The sequence below is a fragment of the Rhodococcus phenolicus genome, from assembly GCF_001646785.1.
In the GTDB taxonomy this organism is placed as follows: Bacteria; Actinomycetota; Actinomycetes; order Mycobacteriales; family Mycobacteriaceae; genus Rhodococcus; species Rhodococcus phenolicus.
The window spans coordinates 24279-40289 of sequence record NZ_LRRH01000054.1 but is presented as its reverse complement, the minus strand read 5'-3'; the positions used below and the strand labels follow the sequence as shown (position 1 = coordinate 40289).

Sequence of the window (16011 nt, the reverse complement as noted above, 5' to 3'; positions counted from 1 at the left end):
TCGGGGGTCACCCGGAAATGCCGGGTGAAGTCGAACGGAAGGCTGAACACTCATGACACGAACGTCGGTTCGCGCGTTGTTCGCTGCCCTGATGGCAGCACCGCTTCTCGTGGTCGGGGCCGCACAGGCCGCGGCGGACCCGGTGATCCTGCCGGGCGATCCCGGAGGGCCGATCGACGGACAGTTGTCCGACGACGAAGACGTCGAGCCGTATCAGTGTGTCGTCGTCGGTCAGCCCGGCGCCGGCTACGCGTCGAACGAAGCCGGGGAAAGCGGCGACGTGAACGGCGTGTTCACCAACGAGGGCTACGTCAACCACGCGTGTTATGGGCCGAACGACGGCTTCTCGACCGGAGTCGGCTACCTGCAGTAGCGACGCGGCTGCCCCGCCGGATCGGGAACCCGGCGGGGCAGCGGCGGATGCGGGACCCTAGACCGGCAGCTTGCGGAAGATCGCCCGCGGGATGTGCCGCAACGCGATCATCACGAAGCGGAACGGGCCGGGCGCCCACACGATTTCCTTGCCCTTGTCGGACGCGGCGACGGCGAGCGCAGCCACGTCCTCCTTGTTCACGGTCAGCGGTGCTTCCTTGACGTGCGCGCTGAACTTGGTGCGCACCATGCCCGGTCGCACGACGGTCACCTTCGGGCCGAACGGCGCAAGCGCCTCGCCGAGACCGAGGTAGAAACCGTCGAGGCCGGCCTTCGTGGAGCCGTAGACGAAGTTGGCGCGCTTGACGCGCTCACCGGCGACCGACGACATCGCGATGATCCGGCCGAAGCCCTGCGCCTTCATCTTCTCGCCGACCAGCACACCGACCGACACGGCCGCGGTGTAGTTGACGTTCGCGACGAGCACGGCCTTGCGCTGGTTCTGCCACAGTTCCTCGGCGTCGCCGTCGAGCGCGAACGCGACGATGGCGATGTCGACGTCGCCACCCTGCCACGCCTCGTCGATGACCTTGGGGTGGTTCTCGGTGTCGAGGGCGTCGAAGTCGACGAGGTCGACCTTCGTGGCGCCCGCGGCCCGCACCTGCGCGACCGCGGCCTCGCGCAGCGGATCGTTCGGCAGCGCCGCGAGGATCACGCGGGCCGGTGCCTTGCGCAGGTACTCCTCGACGATGGCCAGGCCGATCTCGGAGGTGCCACCGAGCAGCAGCAGGGTCTGGGGGTTACCGACGGCATTGATCATCAGTGCAGTTCCAACCTTCTGGACATATCGGAGGCGAAGACGTTGGTGGGGTCGACGGAGCGGCGGACCTTGAGCCACTCACCGATCCGCGGGTACATCGCGTGGAACGTCTCGGCGGTGGTGCGCGAATCCTTCGCCGTGTAGAGGCGACCGCCGAATTCGAGGACGCGCTTGTCGAGTTCGGTGACGAACTCGTTGAGGCCAACCTTGATCGGGAAGTCGACGCAGATGTTCCAGCCCTTCATCGGGAAGCTGAGCGGCGCCTTGTTGCCCTCACCGAACACCTTGAACACGTTGAGGAACGAGACGTGCCCCGATGCCTGGATGTCGTGGATGATCTTGCGGAATTCGTCGACGGCCTCCGGCGGCACCACGAACTGGTACTGCAGGAACCCCTTCGAACCGTAGGCGCGGTTCCATTCACCGAACAGGTCGAGCGGGTGGTAGAACGCCGTCAGATTCTGGACCTGACCCGTCGCGTTCTTCGTCTTCCGGTAGTACAGCTCGCCGACGATCGTGAAGTCGAACTTGTTCGCCAGACCGTTGGGGAAGATGTCGGGGAACGTCAGCAGCGTCGAGCCGGAGAAGCGCAGCGGGTCCTTCTGCAGCTTCTTCGGCAGCTGGTCGAGCTTGGCGAGGCTGCCTCGCGACACGGCTGCGCGACCGAGCTTCGGCGGCGCGGAGATCGCGTCGAACCACGCGCTGGAGTAGTCGTAGTTGTCCTCGGAACCGTCGCTGTGCAGAGCGATCGTTTCGTCGAGCGACTCGGTCCGCACACTGTCGGCGATGAAGTACGCCGTCTCGGTCGGCGTCATCTCGATGGTCGCGCGCAGGATGATGCCGGTCAGGCCCATGCCGCCGACGGTCGCCCAGAACAGCTTCGCGTTGCGACCGCCGGGGGTGATCGTCCGGACCTGCCCGTCGGCGGTGAGCAGGTCCATCGAGCGCACGTGGTTGCCGAAGCTGCCGGCGCTGTGATGGTTCTTACCGTGGATGTCGGAGCCGATGGCACCGCCGATCGTGACCTGCCGGGTGCCCGGCAGCACCGGAACCCACAGACCGAACGGCAGCGCGGCCTTCATCAGCTGGTCGAGGGTGACGCCGCCGTCCACCGTCACCAGGCGCGTGTCCCGGTCGATGGTGTGGATCTTGTTCAGTGCCGTCATGTCGACGACGAGACCACCGGCGTTCTGCGCGGGGTCGCCGTAGGAGCGGCCGAGGCCACGGGCGATGACGCCGCGACGCAGGTGCGCCGGCTTGGACTCGTTCTGCTCCGCGACCCGAGCGACCGCTGAGGCGATCAGCTCGACGTCGGGGGTGGACAGCACTTCCGCGGTGGTCGGCGCGGTGCGCCCCCAGCCGGTCAGGGTGCGGGTCTGGGTGGGGAGCGGCGCAGGCGCCGGCTCTGCAGTCGTGGACATCGGCATAGAGGCTACCCGCGCGTACGGGCAGGTCCGCAAGATGCCGTTTGTCACCCGCCGTACGGTCGCGTGAGGATTTCGAGGCTGTGACCGTCCGGATCCGACCAGTACACGCCCCGGCCGCCGTCGTTCGTGTTGATCTCGCCGGGGCGTCGATGTCCCGGATCGGCCCAGTGGTCGAGGCCGCGCTCGCGGATGCGTCCGAAGATCTCGTCGAACTCGGAGTCGCCGACGAGGAACGCGTAGTGCTGGGGCCGGACGGGTCCGCTGCCGCCCATGAAGTCCAGGGAAACGTCGTTGTCGACCTGCACGACCATGAACGGACCGAACGGTTTCGGAGCGGCAAGCCCGAGGATGTCGGCGAGGAACCGTGCGGAGGCGTCCCGGTCGGTGGCGTGGACGATGGTGTGGTTCAGTTCGACGGCCATGAACCGATCCTGCAACCTCGAGTCGGCTCGAGGTCAAGGCCCGCGCGACCTGGGCGTTACTCTCGACGTCGTGCCCGAAACCCACGACGTGTCCGAGCCCGAGCACCGGGCGCCGCTGCCGGTCGAGATTCCCGTCACCGAGAACACCGCGGACGACGCTCTCGACCTGAAGACCCAGGTCGTGCGGTTCGTGCTCACCGGCGGACTGTCGGCGGTCGTCGACTACGGCCTGTACGTGCTGCTCATGGCGTTCGGCGTCACCCGCGACCTCGCGAAGGCGATCTCGTTCGTGGCAGGCACGACGACCGCGTACCTCATCAACCGCCGCTGGACGTTCAAGGCGGAACCGAGCCGGGCGCGGTTCGTCGCGGTGGTCGCGCTGTACGCCGTCACATTCCTCGCGCAGGTCGGCATCAATCGGGTGCTCAACGAGTCGCTGCCCGACGAATGGTGGCGCGTCCCGTTCGCGTTCGTGGTCGCGCAGGGCACGGCGACGGTCATCAACTTCGTGGTGCAGCGCGCGGTGATCTTCCGGATCCGCTAGCCGCGCACGCCCAGCGCGGCCCGGATCTGTTCCAGCACGCCGTCCGGGTCCCGGGTCAGGGAGTGCCAGGTGAATCGCAGCACGTGCCAGCCGGCGTTGACGAGTACGTTCTGTCGTTCCGTGTCGCGGCGGTGACGATGCGCGTCGCGGTGCCACGCCCACCCGTCGACCTCCACGGCGACGCGTTGCGTCTCGAACGCCACGTCGATCTCGTAGCCGCAGCTCCACACGTGGGCACGCCACCCGGTCAGGCCCGCCTCGCGGAGCAGTCGGTGCAGGATGCGTTCGGCCTCCGAATGACCGCCGGCGCCGGCCGAGCACAGCAGCAGCGACGCCGAGCGCGCACCGTGCCGCCGGGAGTTCCGGCGATGCACGCGCTGGAGGACCTCCAGCGACGTGTGCCGTTGCAACGCCCGGTCCATGAGAACCGGTCCGTCGGGTATCTCGACCGCGGCCTCGAGGACGGTGAGCGGCAGCGCCGTCACATGCAGGCCCCGGACCAGGACCACGTCCTTCCAGTGCAGGTCACGGCGGCGGAGGCGGATGTCCCGACCGCGCGGACGGGTCCGGTGCCTGGGAACGGTGACGTAGTGCCGGGCCGGCGGGTGTTCGAGGATGCCGTGCCACCACGCGGCGCTCGGACCCCAGGCCACGGCGTCCGGTCCGGCACCGTAGACGGCGGCACGCAGCATCACCGCCTCGGTGCGTTCCCGATCGGCTCGCAGATAGACGCCCGGTTCGAGCGTCGTCCACTCGCCCGTGGCGAGCTGCCGCGTCACTGTCGACGGGCTCATCCCGTGCTCGAGTGCCTGCGCGCGGGTGACGACCCCGTCCTGGCGGGCCATGATCGCGTGGATTTCCGTCCGGTCCATGCCTCGTTGGACGCGAGCCGGCCGGGTCCGGTTCCGGGCCCGCATCTTCTGTGTGGATTCGTGTTCGCGTGGCGGACGAAAATCCACACAGAACGTCAGAACCTCGGGAGCCGGCCGCCGTCCCTGGCCTCTGCGAGGGTGGGCGCGGCCCGGTCCTTCGCCGACAGCTCGTACTCGAGCGGCCTGCCGTCGGGCCCGGTCGTCGGCCACTCGATGCCGATCGCCGGGTCGAGGGGATGCACCTCGTGTTCGCGTTCCGGGTCGTAGCCCGTGGAGCACAGATAGACGACGGTCGCGTTGTCCTCGAGGGCGAGGAATCCGTGACCGAGACCCTCGGACAGGAAGATCGCACGCCGGTCGACGGTGTCGAGCAGCACCGAATCCCACCGCCCGAACGTGGGGGAGCCGACCCGCAGGTCGACGACCACGTCGAGCACAGACCCCGACACACACGTCACGTACTTGGCCTGCCCGGGCGGCACGTCCGCGAAGTGGATTCCGCGCAGCACCCCGGCCGCCGACACCGAGCAGTTCGCCTGCTGCAGGTCCAGCGACCGTCCGGTGGCCTCGGTGAACGTGGGGTGCTTGAACCACTCGAGGAACACCCCGCGGTCGTCGCCGAACTGTTTCGGCGTGATCTCCCACGAGCCGGGCACGCTCAGTTCGCGGTACTGCATCACAGGTCCTTCCCGCGTTCGATCAGATCGAGCAGATAGCCGCCGTATCCGGATTTGAGCAGCGGGTGGGCGAGGGCGGCGAGCTCGTCGTCGGTGATGTAGCCGCGCCGCCACGCGACCTCCTCGGGTGCGCCGATCTTCAGGCCCTGCCGGTCCTCGATGGTCCGCACGTAGTTGGAGGCGTCGAGCAGCGAGTCGAAGGTGCCGGTGTCGAGCCAGGCCGTACCCCGCGGGAGCACCTCGACCTGCAGTTTCCCGGCGTCCAGGTAGGCGAGGTTGATGTCGGTGATCTCGTATTCGCCGCGCGCGGACGGGCGCAGCCCCTTGGCGATCTCGACGACGTCGTTGTCGTAGAAGTACAGCCCGGGCACCGCGTAGTTCGACTTGGGGTCGGCGGGCTTCTCCTCGAGCGACAGTGCGCGACCGTCCCCGTCGAATTCGACGACGCCGTACGCGACCGGATTGGACACGCGGTACGCGAACACGGCACCGCCGTCGATCCCGTCGAAGCGGGTGAGCTGGGTGCCGAGCCGGGGGCCGTGGAAGATGTTGTCGCCGAGGATCAGGGCGGCGGTTTCGCCGCCGAGGTGGTCGGCGCCGAGAACGAAGGCCTGCGCGATGCCGTCGGGTCGTTCCTGCACCACGTAGCTCAGGTTCACCCCGTACCGGGAACCGTCGCCGAGCAGCCGCCGGAACTGCTGTGCGTCGTGCGGGGTCGTGATGACGAGGATGTCGCGGATGCCGGCGAGCATCAACGTGGAGAGCGGGTAGTAGATCATCGGTTTGTCGTGGACCGGCAGCAGCTGTTTGCTCACCGCGAGGGTGAGGGGATGCAGTCTCGATCCGGTACCGCCCGCCAGGATGATTCCGCGCATGCCGGTCAGTGTCCCATGAGTAGGGTTGGCCGAATGAGGCTGCTCGTCACCGGTGGGGCCGGATTCATCGGCGCGAACTTCGTGCACCGGACCGTGGAGGACCGCCCCGACGTGCGGGTGACCGTCCTGGACAAGCTCACCTACGCGGGCAACCGGGCGTCCCTGCAGCCGGTCGCCGACCGAATCGAGTTCGTGCACGGAGACGTCGCCGACGCCGGGCTCGTGGATCGGCTCGTCGCCGACAGCGACCTGGTGGTGCACTTCGCGGCGGAATCCCACAACGACAACTCCCTCCGCGACCCGTCCCCGTTCGTGCACACCAACGTCGTCGGGACGTTCACGCTGCTCGAGGCGGTGCGCAGGCACGGGGTGCGCTACCACCACATCTCCACGGACGAGGTGTACGGCGACCTCGAACTCGACGATCCGGCGAAGTTCACCGAGTCGACGCCCTACAACCCGTCGAGCCCGTATTCGTCGACGAAGGCCGGCTCGGATCTGCTGGTGCGCGCGTGGGTGCGGTCGTTCGGGGTGGCCGCGACCCTCTCGAACTGCTCGAACAACTACGGCCCGTATCAGCACGTCGAGAAGTTCGTGCCCCGCCAGATCACCAATGTTCTCGACGGCGTGCGTCCCCGTCTCTACGGGACCGGCCGCAACGTGCGCGACTGGATCCACGTCGACGACCACAACAGCGCGGTGTGGACGATCATCGAGAAGGGTGAGATCGGCCGGACCTATCTGATCGGGGCGGACGGCGAGACCGACAACCGCACCGTCGTCGAAACCGTTCTCGAGCTGTGTGGCCGCGACCCCGGCGAGTTCGATTTCGTCACCGATCGTCCCGGACACGACCTGCGCTACGCGATCGATTCGTCGCGGTTGCGCACCGAACTCGGGTGGGAGCCGCGGTACCGCGATCTCCGCTCCGGACTGGCCGCGACCGTCGAGTGGTACCGCAGCAACGAGGACTGGTGGCGACCGCAGAAGGACGCCACCGAACGTGCCTACGCTCGCACGGAGACGATCGTCCGACCCTGACCAGCGCAAACCGAGGCTTTCCGGCAAAATGCGCAATTCGGAAATATTCCGGTGGGCGGACCGTCGGGTCGGCGCGCGTCCTGCAGGTATCCCGGTTGGGCGCTGATACTGTCGCATCCGGACCGCATCAGGATCGACCACACGGGAGTAGCTCGATGGAGCAGGCGACGGCCGGCGACACGACACCGATCGACAGCAACATCGACGCCCTCGAGGACGTCCTCACCGAACCCGCCGGCCGCGACCGCCTGATCGTTCAGCGTGGACTGTTCGCCTCCCTGTCGCCGCGGGTGCCGGAGAAGATGTACGTCTTCACCAAGGGTGCCGCTGCCGCCGACCGCACCGGCCTGCAGCTCGCCGACGGCGCGTCCGCACACACCAACACGTATTTCGGCCGGTTCCCCGCGAGCTTCTGGCAACGCTGGACCGACGTCGACACAGTCAACGTCGAGCTGTCCTACGCGTCGTCGGGATCGGCCACGTTCTCGGTGTGGGCGTCCGACGCCCGCGGCCGTGAACGCCTCGTCACCGTCGAGAAGGTCTCCGGGTCGGGGGAGCTCGACCTCGATCTGACCATCGAACGCTTCGTCGACGGCGGAGCCCTGTGGATCTCCGCGGAGGCCACGTCGGGCTCGCTGAACATCTCCGACGTGCGCTGGACCGTCGCCGCTCCCGAGCACCTGCGCCCCGCCGCCGTCGTCATCTGCACCCACAACCGCGCCGACGACTGCTCCGTCACCGTCGGCACGCTCGCCTCCGACGAGGGCGCGATGGCCGACATCGATGCGGTGTGCGTGGTCGATCAGGGCACCGACCAGGTGCAGACGCGCGCGGCGTTCCGCGACGTCGCCGACCGTCTCGGCAGCAAGCTCATCTACATCACCCAGCCCAACCTCGGTGGCGCCGGCGGTTTCTCCCGCGGCATGTACGAGATCACGGGTTCGCCGAACTCGGCGCACGCCAACGTCATCCTCATGGACGACGACATCCTGTGCGAACCGGAATCGGTGCTGCGCATGAACGCGTTCGCGAACATGACCGTCGAGCCGACGATCGTCGGCGCGCAGATGCTGTCGCTGAGCAACCCGCAGATGCTGCACGTCAGCGCCGAACGCGAGGTGCTCGACGAGATCAAGGCCGGCGAGCTGACCCCCGGTGCGCGCATGGGCATCGACCTGATCAAGAAGAAGCAGGACGCGCGTTTCGACGCCGGCTGGAACGGCTGGTGGACGTGCCTGCTGCCCGCCGAGATCATCGCCGACTGCGGTCTGCCGATCCCGCTGTTTTTCCAGTGGGACGACATCGAATACGGCATCCGCGCACGGTTCGCCGGCCACCCCACGGTCACCCTGCCCAACGCCGGTGTGTGGCACGCCGACTTCTACCTCAAGGACTACGACGACTGGGCGCGGTACTTCAGCATCCGCAACGGCCTCATCGTCTCGGCGATCTACGGCCGGTTCGACGCGAACGACATCTCCAAGTACCTGTTCCGCAAGATCAGCGAACTGATCGTGTCGATGCAGTACGGCCTGGCGGCGACGTTCATCAAGGCCGCCGAGGACTTCCTGACCGGGCCGGACTTTCTGCACGACGGGGGCCAGGCGGTGCTCGGTGAGCTGCGCGAGCTGCGCGCCCGCTACCCGGAGACGCAGCCGCAGTCCGCGGCGAAGGTCGGGGCCGCCTCCGATCCGCACACGCAGATGTCGGTGTGGCAGTTCGAGCCGCAGAAGGACCGCGAGGGTCTCGTGTTGCTCAAGCGCGCCGTGCAGCAGTTCACCGGTCGGGTCGAGCGTCGCCCGGTGACCGTGCCCGCCCACTTCGCGGACTGGTGGCACGTCTCGTTGTTCGACAACGCCGTCGTCACCGACTCCTCGCAGAACGCGGTGCGGGTCCGGCGCCGTGACAAGGACACCGCGATCGACCTGACCAAGCAGGCGGCGAAGGTGTGCTGGCGGCTCCGCAAGGAAGCGCCCCGGATGAAGTCGGTGTGGCAGGAAGCCCTCCCGCAGCTCACCAGCCGCGAGAACTGGGCGCGGCTGTACGGCATCGCGGAGTAGCCCGTGCGTGCGTGGCCGGTGCCCGTGGTCGTCGGCATCGGTACTGCGCTGATCGGAACCGCCTTCTCGTGGGTTCCGTCCCTGTGGTGGGACGAGGCCGCCACCATCTCGGCCGCGAATCGTCCCCTCGGCGAACTCGCCGACGTGCTCGCCGAGTGGGACGCCGTCCACGGCCTGTACTACCTGGTGATGCACGGCTGGTTCCAACTCGTCGGCATCAGTGAATTCACTGCCCGGCTGCCCGGCGCGCTGATCCTCGGTGTCGGGGGTGCCGCGGTCGCGGCCGTCGCACAGACGCTCGCCGGCACCAGAGCCGCGGTTGCGGCGGGGGTCGTGTTCGCGGTGCTGCCGCGCGTGACGTGGGCAGCTACCGAGGCCCGCTCGTATCCGTTCGTGATCGCCGGCGTCGCCGTGCTGTCGTGGTTGCTCGTCGTCGCGCTGCGCGCCCGGACGACACCGAAGCTGATCCTGTGGTGGACGCTGTACGCCCTGGTCGCGGCGCTGGCGACGGTGATGTTCCTCTACAGCGTCACCGTGCTCGCCGCCCACGCCGTCACGGTGTGGGCGGCCCCGGCCCGCGACGGCCGACGCTGGCGCGCCCGCAGCGGATTCGTGCTCGCCGCGGCGGTCGCGTCGGTGATCTCCGCGTCGTTCGCCGCGCTCGCGATCGCACAGTCCAAGCAGGTCTCGTGGATCCCGCCGATCGACCGGACCGTGGTGAACGTCGTCCTCGTCGAACAGTGGTTCCCGCAGGCGCCGTGGCTGGCGGCGATGTGCGGTGTGCTCGTCGCCGCCGGGGTCGCGACGCGGCGCGCGCTGTCGCCGGGGGAGCGAACCCTGCTGTGGCTCGCGGTGCCCGGCTTCGCGGTCCCGATGATTCTGCTGCTCGCGTACTCGCTGTTCTTCCGCAACGTCTACCTGGACCGCTATCTGTCGTTCACAGCGCCGGCCGCGGCGTTGCTCGTCGGCTGGGCGGTCGCGCGGATCGCGCGGCGCTGGTGGGCGGTCGTCGCCGTCCTGACCGCGACCGCGGTCGCCGCGGCACCCGCCTACGCGCAGCAGCGCCAGCCGTTCGGCAAGGCCGGCGGCATGGACCACAGCGCCGTGGCCGACCGGCTGATCGAGGTGTCGCAGCCGGGCGACTGTGTGGCGTTCGAACCGACCATCTCGTGGCAGCCGACCTCACCGCGGTCGATCGCCGATGCCCGGCCCGACGCGTTCGCCGGCCTCGTGGACATCGGTCTCGACCGTACCGCCGTCGAACGGGACCTGCTGTGGTCGACGGACGTGCCGCCGGACGTGCTCGCCCGTCGGGCGGCCGGCTGCACGCGGCTGTGGGTGATCGCCGACGGTGAGCGCGACCACGAGTGGTCGCTGCTGCATCCGAACAACGTGTCGTGGCGGTTCGCGCCGTACCGGTTCACCGACACCGAGACCTTCCGGGCGCTGGCGGCCGCGGGATTCGAGATCACCGGGCGTGAACGCACCCACCGCATGCAGATCGTGCGGCTGGAACCGGCGGATCAGACCCAGTAGGCGACGCGCGAGCGGTAGTTGCGCAGCGCGAGCAGCGCCAGAGTCCAGCCGACGACGGTCACGGCCAGCACGATCACCCAGTGGTAGAGCTGCTGGTCGCCGCCGAGCAGCGGGGTCCGCACGATGTCGAGGAAGTGGTACAGCGGGTTGATCTCGGCGATCCGGGCGCGGCCCTCGTTGCCGGTGCCCTCGAGGGTCTTCTCGGTCCAGATGATCGGCGTCATGAAGAACAGCAACTGCACGATGCTGCCGAGCAGCGGCGCGATGTCCCGGTAGCGGGTCGCGAGGATGCCGAACACCAGCGACACCCACACCGCGTTGATCGCGATCAGGGCGAGCGCCGGGATCGCGAAGATCGCCGTCCACTTCAACGGCTGCGGGAAGATGATGAGGATGACGAAGTAGATGACGATGTTGTGGGCGAACAGGATCATCTGCCGCCACACCAGCCGGTACACGTGCACGCTCAGCGGCGTCGGCAGCTGTTTGATCAGGCCCTCGTTGGACATGAACACGTCCGCGCCCTCGAGGATCGATCCCTGGATCAGATTCCAGATGATGAAGCCGAGCGTGACGTACGGCAGGAACTCGGCGATGTCCAGGTTGAACAGCGTGCCGTACAGCAGACCCATCGCGACCGCCGATACAGCGGTCGCGATCGTGATCCAGAACGGGCCGAGCACCGAACGCCGGTACCGCTGCTTGATGTCCTGCCATCCGAGGTGGAACCACAGCTCACGATGGTTGAAGCCCTCGCGAAGATCCTGGAGCGCACGCTTGAAGGTGCGCGAGGACGATTCGATCGGGGCTTCGTCGACGACGAGTGGGGCAGACACGGGTACCGAGGGTACTCGGGGCGCGGCCGCCCCCGATCCGGAGAGGGCGCGGTGAGCGCGCTCGCGTGGCGTTCTGTGTGGATTCGTGCCCACCTGACGAACACGAATCCACACGGAAACGATCGGCATCGGTCAGCCCGATGCGGGGTACAGTCCGGCAGGACGAGCGGAGGAGCGCACCTTGGAATCGGAACCCCCGCACTGCGGCTGGACCGCCGAACGGCTGTTCGCCGGTCCCGGAGATGCCCGCGAGCGGCACCGGAACACCGATTGGTCGGCGACCGCGCTCGGACCGGTCGAGACCTGGCCTCCGGAACTGCGGATGGCCGTGAACACCGTACTGCCGTCGGAAGTGCCGATGCTGGTGTGGTGGGGACCGGAACTGATCCAGATCTTCAACGACGCGTTCGTCCCCATTCTCGGCGACAAATATCCCGCCGCGGTCGGGCAGCGCGCGGCGGACTGCTGGCGCGAGATCTGGCACGAGGTCGGTTCCCTCGCCGACGAGGCGTGGGCCGGCCGGGCCACCTTCACCGAGAACGAACAGCTGTTCCTGCAGCGCCACGGTTTCGTGGAGGAGTCGTACTGGACGTTCTCCTACAGCCCGATCTTCGACGACACCGGAGCGGTGGCGGGGGTGTTCGTCGCCACCGCCGATACGACCCTCGCGGTGCTCGGTGATCGCCGACGCGAAGCGATGAGCAGCCTCGGCACCGTCGAGATCGCCGATGCCGGCAGCTCCGTCGCCGACATCTGCCGCAAGGCACTGTCGGTCCTCGAACCGAGCCGGTTCGACGTTCCCCTCGCGGCGATCTACCTCGATTCACACCTCGACGACCCCGATCGGGCCGCATCACCCGCCTGGGATCCGGTCGCGGTCCTCGGCACGACCGTCGACGGGGCCGGCCGTCTTCTCGGGCCCGACACCCGGCGCGTCCTCGGCGACGCGGCGGTGAGCACCGAGCCGGTGGTGTTCACCGGCGTCGCCGAGCATTCCTCCGACGTCGTCGATCCCACGCGGCTGCCCCACGAGCAACAGCTCGACACGGTGGTGCTGCTTCCGCTGACCGTTCCCGGCTGCGACACCGCGCTCGGTGTGCTCGCGGTGGGGCTGAACCCCAACCTGGCGTTCGACGCCAACTACTCGGCGCTCGTCGAATTGATCGCCGCGAGAATCTCGGGTCTGCTGCGCGACAGCATCGCCTTCGATGCCGAACGTCGCCGCGCCGACGCGCTCGCCGAGGTCGACAAGGCCAAGACCCGTTTCCTGGAGACGGTCGGTCACGAGTTCCGGACCCCGTTGATGTTGCTGCTCGGGCCACTGCAGAGCGTCCTCGCCGACGACGCCGCCCTCACCGACGAACAGCGCGAATCCCTCGAGACGGCGCGGCGTGCCGTGGTGCGCTTGCAGCGCCTCGTCGACGTGCTGCTGGAGGCGACCCGTGCCGAGTCGTATCAGTTGCGTCCGCGTCTGCAGCCGTCCGACGCGGCAGCCCTGACCGCGGCGTGTGTCGAACTGTACGAGCCGGTCGTCCACCGTGCCGGGCTGGACCTGACGACCCGGATCGCCGCTGCGGCCGCCGAGCCGACCGATCTCGACGCCGAGATCTGGTCGCACATCGTGTTCAACCTGCTGTCCAACGCCGTCAAGTACACGCCCGCCGGGTCGATCACCGTCGAGTTGCGTGCCGACAGCGACCGGCTGGCGCTGACGGTGACCGACACCGGTGTGGGGATACCTCCGGACGAGGCCCCCCGGATCTTCGAACGGTTCCACCGGGTGGAGGGCACCTCCGGCCGCAGCGGCGAAGGCGTGGGCCTGGGTTTGTCGCTGGTGTCGGATTGGGTGCACGCACTCGGCGGGACGGTCGGGGTGACGAGCGAACCCGGCGTCGGGAGTACGTTCACGGTCGCTGTGCCCCGCGGTGCGAGTGGTGCGGAACCTGTGGCAGTGGACGGTGTTCCGGTCGCGCTGAGCGGGGCGTATCTCGCGGAGAGCGCGCAGTGGGCGGACGAGCCGGCCGACCCCGCCGCGGCGGGCAGCGGCGGCGACCGGCCCCGCATTCTCGTGATCGACGACAACGCCGACCTGCGGAACTACCTGACCAGGTTGCTGCGTCGGCAGAACTGGCACGTCGAGGCGGTTGCCGACACCGGCACCGCGCTGCAGCGCATTCAGGAGTCGCCGCCGCATCTCGTTCTCAGTGACGTGATGTTGCCCGGCCCCGACGGGCTGGACCTGCTCGAGCAGGTGCGCAACGATCCCGCGACCGCCCGGCTGCCGGTGATTCTGCTGACCGCGCGCGCCGGAACGTCGGCGACGGTCGGCGGTCTGCAGGCCGGCGCCGACGATTACATCACCAAGCCTTTCGAACCCGACGAACTGATCGCCCGGGTGCGGGTCAATCTCGAACTGTCCCGGTTGCGGGAAGAGCTCATCGCGACGAAGGAACGCGAATCCGGCCAGCTGCGCTCGGCGCTGGAGAGCAGAACCATGCTGAGCGAGGCGGTGGGTCTGATGATGGCGACCTTCCGGTGCGACGCGGACACCGCGTTCGAGAAGCTCGTCGCCTTCTCGCAGCACCGCAACACGAAGCTGCGCGTGATCGCGGCGGAGATCGTCGAGTCCCACACCTCGTCGCTGCACGAGACGAAATGACATCGTTCTGTGTGGATTCGTGCCCGCTCAGCGAACACGAATCCGCACAGAACGCGTGCGTCAGGCGTTCGTGTACAGCTTGCCGATCTCCTCCGCGTATTTCGCGTCGATCGGCTTGCGCTTGAGCTTCATCGTCGGGGTCAGTTCGTCGCCGGACGGTTCCCAGACGTTCGGCAGCACCGCGTACTTCTTGATCTGTTCGACGCGGGACAGTTTCGCGTTCGCGACTGCCACGGCCTTCTCGATCGTGTCGACGACGACGGGGTCCTTCGCCAACTCCTCGTGCGTCCCGGTCAGTCCGTGTTCGGCAGCGAACGCGGTCAGCGCGTCCGGGTCGAGGGCGAGCAGGGCGACGTTGTAGGGACGGTCGTTGCCGATCGCGACGGCACCGCCGAGCATCGGACACGCGGCACGCAGAGCGCCCTCGATGTTGGCGGGTGACATGTTCTTGCCTGCCGCGTTGACGATCAGCTCCTTCTTGCGGTCGATCAGCCGGACGTAGCCGTCGGCGTCGATCTCCGCGATGTCGCCGGTGTGCAACCAGCCCGCGGCGTCGACGGCCTCGGCGGTTTTCTCCGGGTCGTTCCGGTAGCCCTTCATCAGCAGGGGACCGCGGACCAGGAGCTCACCGTCCTCGGCGATCTTGATCTCCACACCGGGCACGGCCTGACCGACGGTGCCGATGCGGATGGCATTCGGCCGGTTGAGAGTCACCACGCACGACGTCTCCGACATACCCCACACCTCGGAGCAGGGGATGCCGAGGGCGAGGACGAATTCGAGCACCTCGGGGGAGATGGCGGCGGCCCCGGTGACGGCAGCCCGCACCTGGTCGAGCCCGAGCTTCTTCCGGATCGCGGACAACACCAGCCTGTCGGCGAGCGCGTGCTGGAGCTCGAGCGTCTTCGGGACCGGTTTTCCGTCCGACATCAGTCGTGCACGTCGGCGCCCGACGTCGATCGACCACAGTGCGAGCTTCTTCTTGACGGCACTGGGTTCGTCGGCGAGGGTCTTGTCGATTGCCGCCTTGAGCTTGTACCAGACCTGAGGCACCGCGCCGAAGATCGTCGGCCGCACGGTCGGCAGAACCGCGATGGCCTGCTTGAGGTCGTCGAGGGTGGTGATCTGCAGGCCCGTGTAGATGTTCGTGTAGTGCGCACCCCACCGGTTGGCGATGTGGGCGTCCGGCAGATACGACACGATGCGGTCGTCCGGGCCGGGTTCGAGGATGGGGGCGGTCGCTTCGATCTCCGCGATGAGGTTGGCGTGGGTGAGTTCGACACCCTTGGGCGGTCCCGTGGTGCCGGAGGTGTAGATCAGCGTCAGCAGATCCGACGGTTGCACCGCCTGCCACGTCGCGTCGAAGTCGAACGACGGGTCGGCGGCGGCCTCGACGTCGTCGAGCGTCACGGTGCCCTCGGGGTTCCCGTCGATGCACACCAGTTTCTCGATGGACGTACCGGGAATCGCCTGCTGCAGCACCGGGACGAACTGCTTTTCGCAGATCATCACCTTGTTGCCGGCGTTGCCCAGCACGAACGTGATCTGTTCGGCGGTGAGCGAGTTGTAGATCGAGAACGGCGCGGCCCCGGCGTGCATGGCGGCGGTGTCGACGAGATGGAACTCGGGCCGATTGGTCAGCATCAGGCCGACGGTGTCGCCCGGCTTCACGCCGAGCCCGGCCAGGCCCGCGGCGAGCGCGCGGACCTTGTCGGCGTAGGCGCGCCACGTGTAGCTGACGGAGTCGTCCGGGGTGCGCAGGGCAACCCGATCGGGATACTTCGCGGCGGTCGCCTGGAACGCCTGGCAGAGAGTGGTCGGTGCGGCATTGCGTGAATTCATCGGAATTCCCCCAGGTCGGATGTGGCGG

14 protein-coding genes are annotated in these 16011 nt (G+C 68.1%); 6 read left to right on the top strand and 8 right to left on the bottom strand.

The window, feature by feature from the left end; translation table 11 throughout:
- The first annotated feature begins 52 nt into the window (after window positions 1–52).
- Window positions 53–373 carry a hypothetical protein gene (locus tag A8G15_RS15575; protein ID WP_068161160.1) on the top strand — a complete coding sequence of 107 codons (321 nt, stop codon included), beginning with the start codon at window positions 53–55 and terminating at the stop codon, window positions 371–373.
- Between the two features lie 57 nt (window positions 374–430).
- Here A8G15_RS15575 and dprE2 read toward each other — a convergent pair whose 3' ends face one another.
- The 3 genes from dprE2 to A8G15_RS15560 are packed head-to-tail and all read right to left on the bottom strand — an operon-like array spanning window position 431 to window position 3041.
- A complete protein-coding gene (gene dprE2 / locus A8G15_RS15570; protein WP_068161158.1) occupies window positions 431–1192 on the bottom strand; it encodes a decaprenylphospho-beta-D-erythro-pentofuranosid-2-ulose 2-reductase in 762 nt (253 codons plus the stop codon).
- Window positions 1192–2613, bottom strand: a complete 1422-nt coding sequence (gene dprE1, locus A8G15_RS15565) for a decaprenylphosphoryl-beta-D-ribose oxidase (protein ID WP_068161180.1) — start codon at window positions 2611–2613, stop codon at window positions 1192–1194. The genes dprE2 and dprE1 overlap by 1 nt, the downstream gene beginning before the upstream one ends.
- Before the next feature lie 50 nt (window positions 2614–2663).
- Window positions 2664–3041, bottom strand: coding sequence for a VOC family protein (locus A8G15_RS15560; RefSeq protein ID WP_068161154.1), 378 nt, complete (start codon window positions 3039–3041; stop codon window positions 2664–2666).
- Between A8G15_RS15560 and A8G15_RS15555 the strand changes: the two genes are divergently transcribed.
- A complete protein-coding gene (locus A8G15_RS15555; protein WP_082899930.1) occupies window positions 3040–3585 on the top strand; it encodes a GtrA family protein in 546 nt (181 codons plus the stop codon). The two genes, A8G15_RS15560 and A8G15_RS15555, sit on opposite strands and share 2 nt — an antisense overlap.
- On the opposite strand, the gene A8G15_RS15550 is transcribed toward A8G15_RS15555, so the two are convergent.
- The 3 genes from A8G15_RS15550 to rfbA form a co-directional block, all read right to left on the bottom strand.
- On the bottom strand, window positions 3582–4457 hold the full coding sequence (locus tag A8G15_RS15550) for a DUF559 domain-containing protein (RefSeq protein ID WP_068161149.1): 876 nt from the start codon (window positions 4455–4457) through the stop codon (window positions 3582–3584). The genes A8G15_RS15555 and A8G15_RS15550 overlap by 4 nt on opposite strands.
- Window positions 4458–4552: 95 nt before the next feature.
- Entirely contained in the window at window positions 4553–5134 is a 582-nt protein-coding gene (gene rfbC / locus A8G15_RS15545; RefSeq protein ID WP_068161174.1) for a dTDP-4-dehydrorhamnose 3,5-epimerase, read from the bottom strand.
- The gene (rfbA, locus tag A8G15_RS15540; protein ID WP_068161147.1) at window positions 5134–6009 is read right to left on the bottom strand and encodes a glucose-1-phosphate thymidylyltransferase RfbA; all 876 of its coding nucleotides are present in this window, start codon (window positions 6007–6009) and stop codon (window positions 5134–5136) included. Before rfbA ends, rfbC begins: the two co-directional genes overlap by 1 nt.
- Before the next feature lie 33 nt (window positions 6010–6042).
- Between rfbA and rfbB the strand changes: the two genes are divergently transcribed.
- From rfbB to A8G15_RS15525, 3 genes are all read left to right on the top strand, one after another.
- The gene (rfbB, locus tag A8G15_RS15535; RefSeq protein ID WP_068161145.1) at window positions 6043–7050 is read left to right on the top strand and encodes a dTDP-glucose 4,6-dehydratase; all 1008 of its coding nucleotides are present in this window, start codon (window positions 6043–6045) and stop codon (window positions 7048–7050) included.
- 155 nt (window positions 7051–7205) lie between these two features.
- Window positions 7206–9110, top strand: coding sequence for a glycosyltransferase (locus A8G15_RS15530; protein ID WP_068161142.1), 1905 nt, complete (start codon window positions 7206–7208; stop codon window positions 9108–9110).
- A gap of 3 nt (window positions 9111–9113) precedes the next feature.
- The gene (locus A8G15_RS15525) at window positions 9114–10646 is read left to right on the top strand and encodes a glycosyltransferase family 39 protein (RefSeq protein ID WP_068161139.1); all 1533 of its coding nucleotides are present in this window, start codon (window positions 9114–9116) and stop codon (window positions 10644–10646) included.
- Here the strand turns inward: A8G15_RS15525 and wzm are convergent.
- Entirely contained in the window at window positions 10634–11482 is an 849-nt protein-coding gene (gene wzm / locus A8G15_RS15520) for a galactan export ABC transporter permease subunit Wzm/RfbD (RefSeq protein ID WP_068161135.1), read from the bottom strand. The two genes, A8G15_RS15525 and wzm, sit on opposite strands and share 13 nt — an antisense overlap.
- A gap of 181 nt (window positions 11483–11663) precedes the next feature.
- Between wzm and A8G15_RS15515 the strand changes: the two genes are divergently transcribed.
- Window positions 11664–14141, top strand: coding sequence for an ATP-binding protein (locus A8G15_RS15515; RefSeq protein WP_068161130.1), 2478 nt, complete (start codon window positions 11664–11666; stop codon window positions 14139–14141).
- Window positions 14142–14201: 60 nt separating this feature from the next.
- Here the strand turns inward: A8G15_RS15515 and A8G15_RS15510 are convergent, their stop codons facing one another.
- On the bottom strand, window positions 14202–15983 hold the full coding sequence (locus tag A8G15_RS15510; protein ID WP_068161127.1) for an AMP-dependent synthetase/ligase: 1782 nt from the start codon (window positions 15981–15983) through the stop codon (window positions 14202–14204).
- Between the last annotated feature and the right edge of the window lie 28 nt (window positions 15984–16011).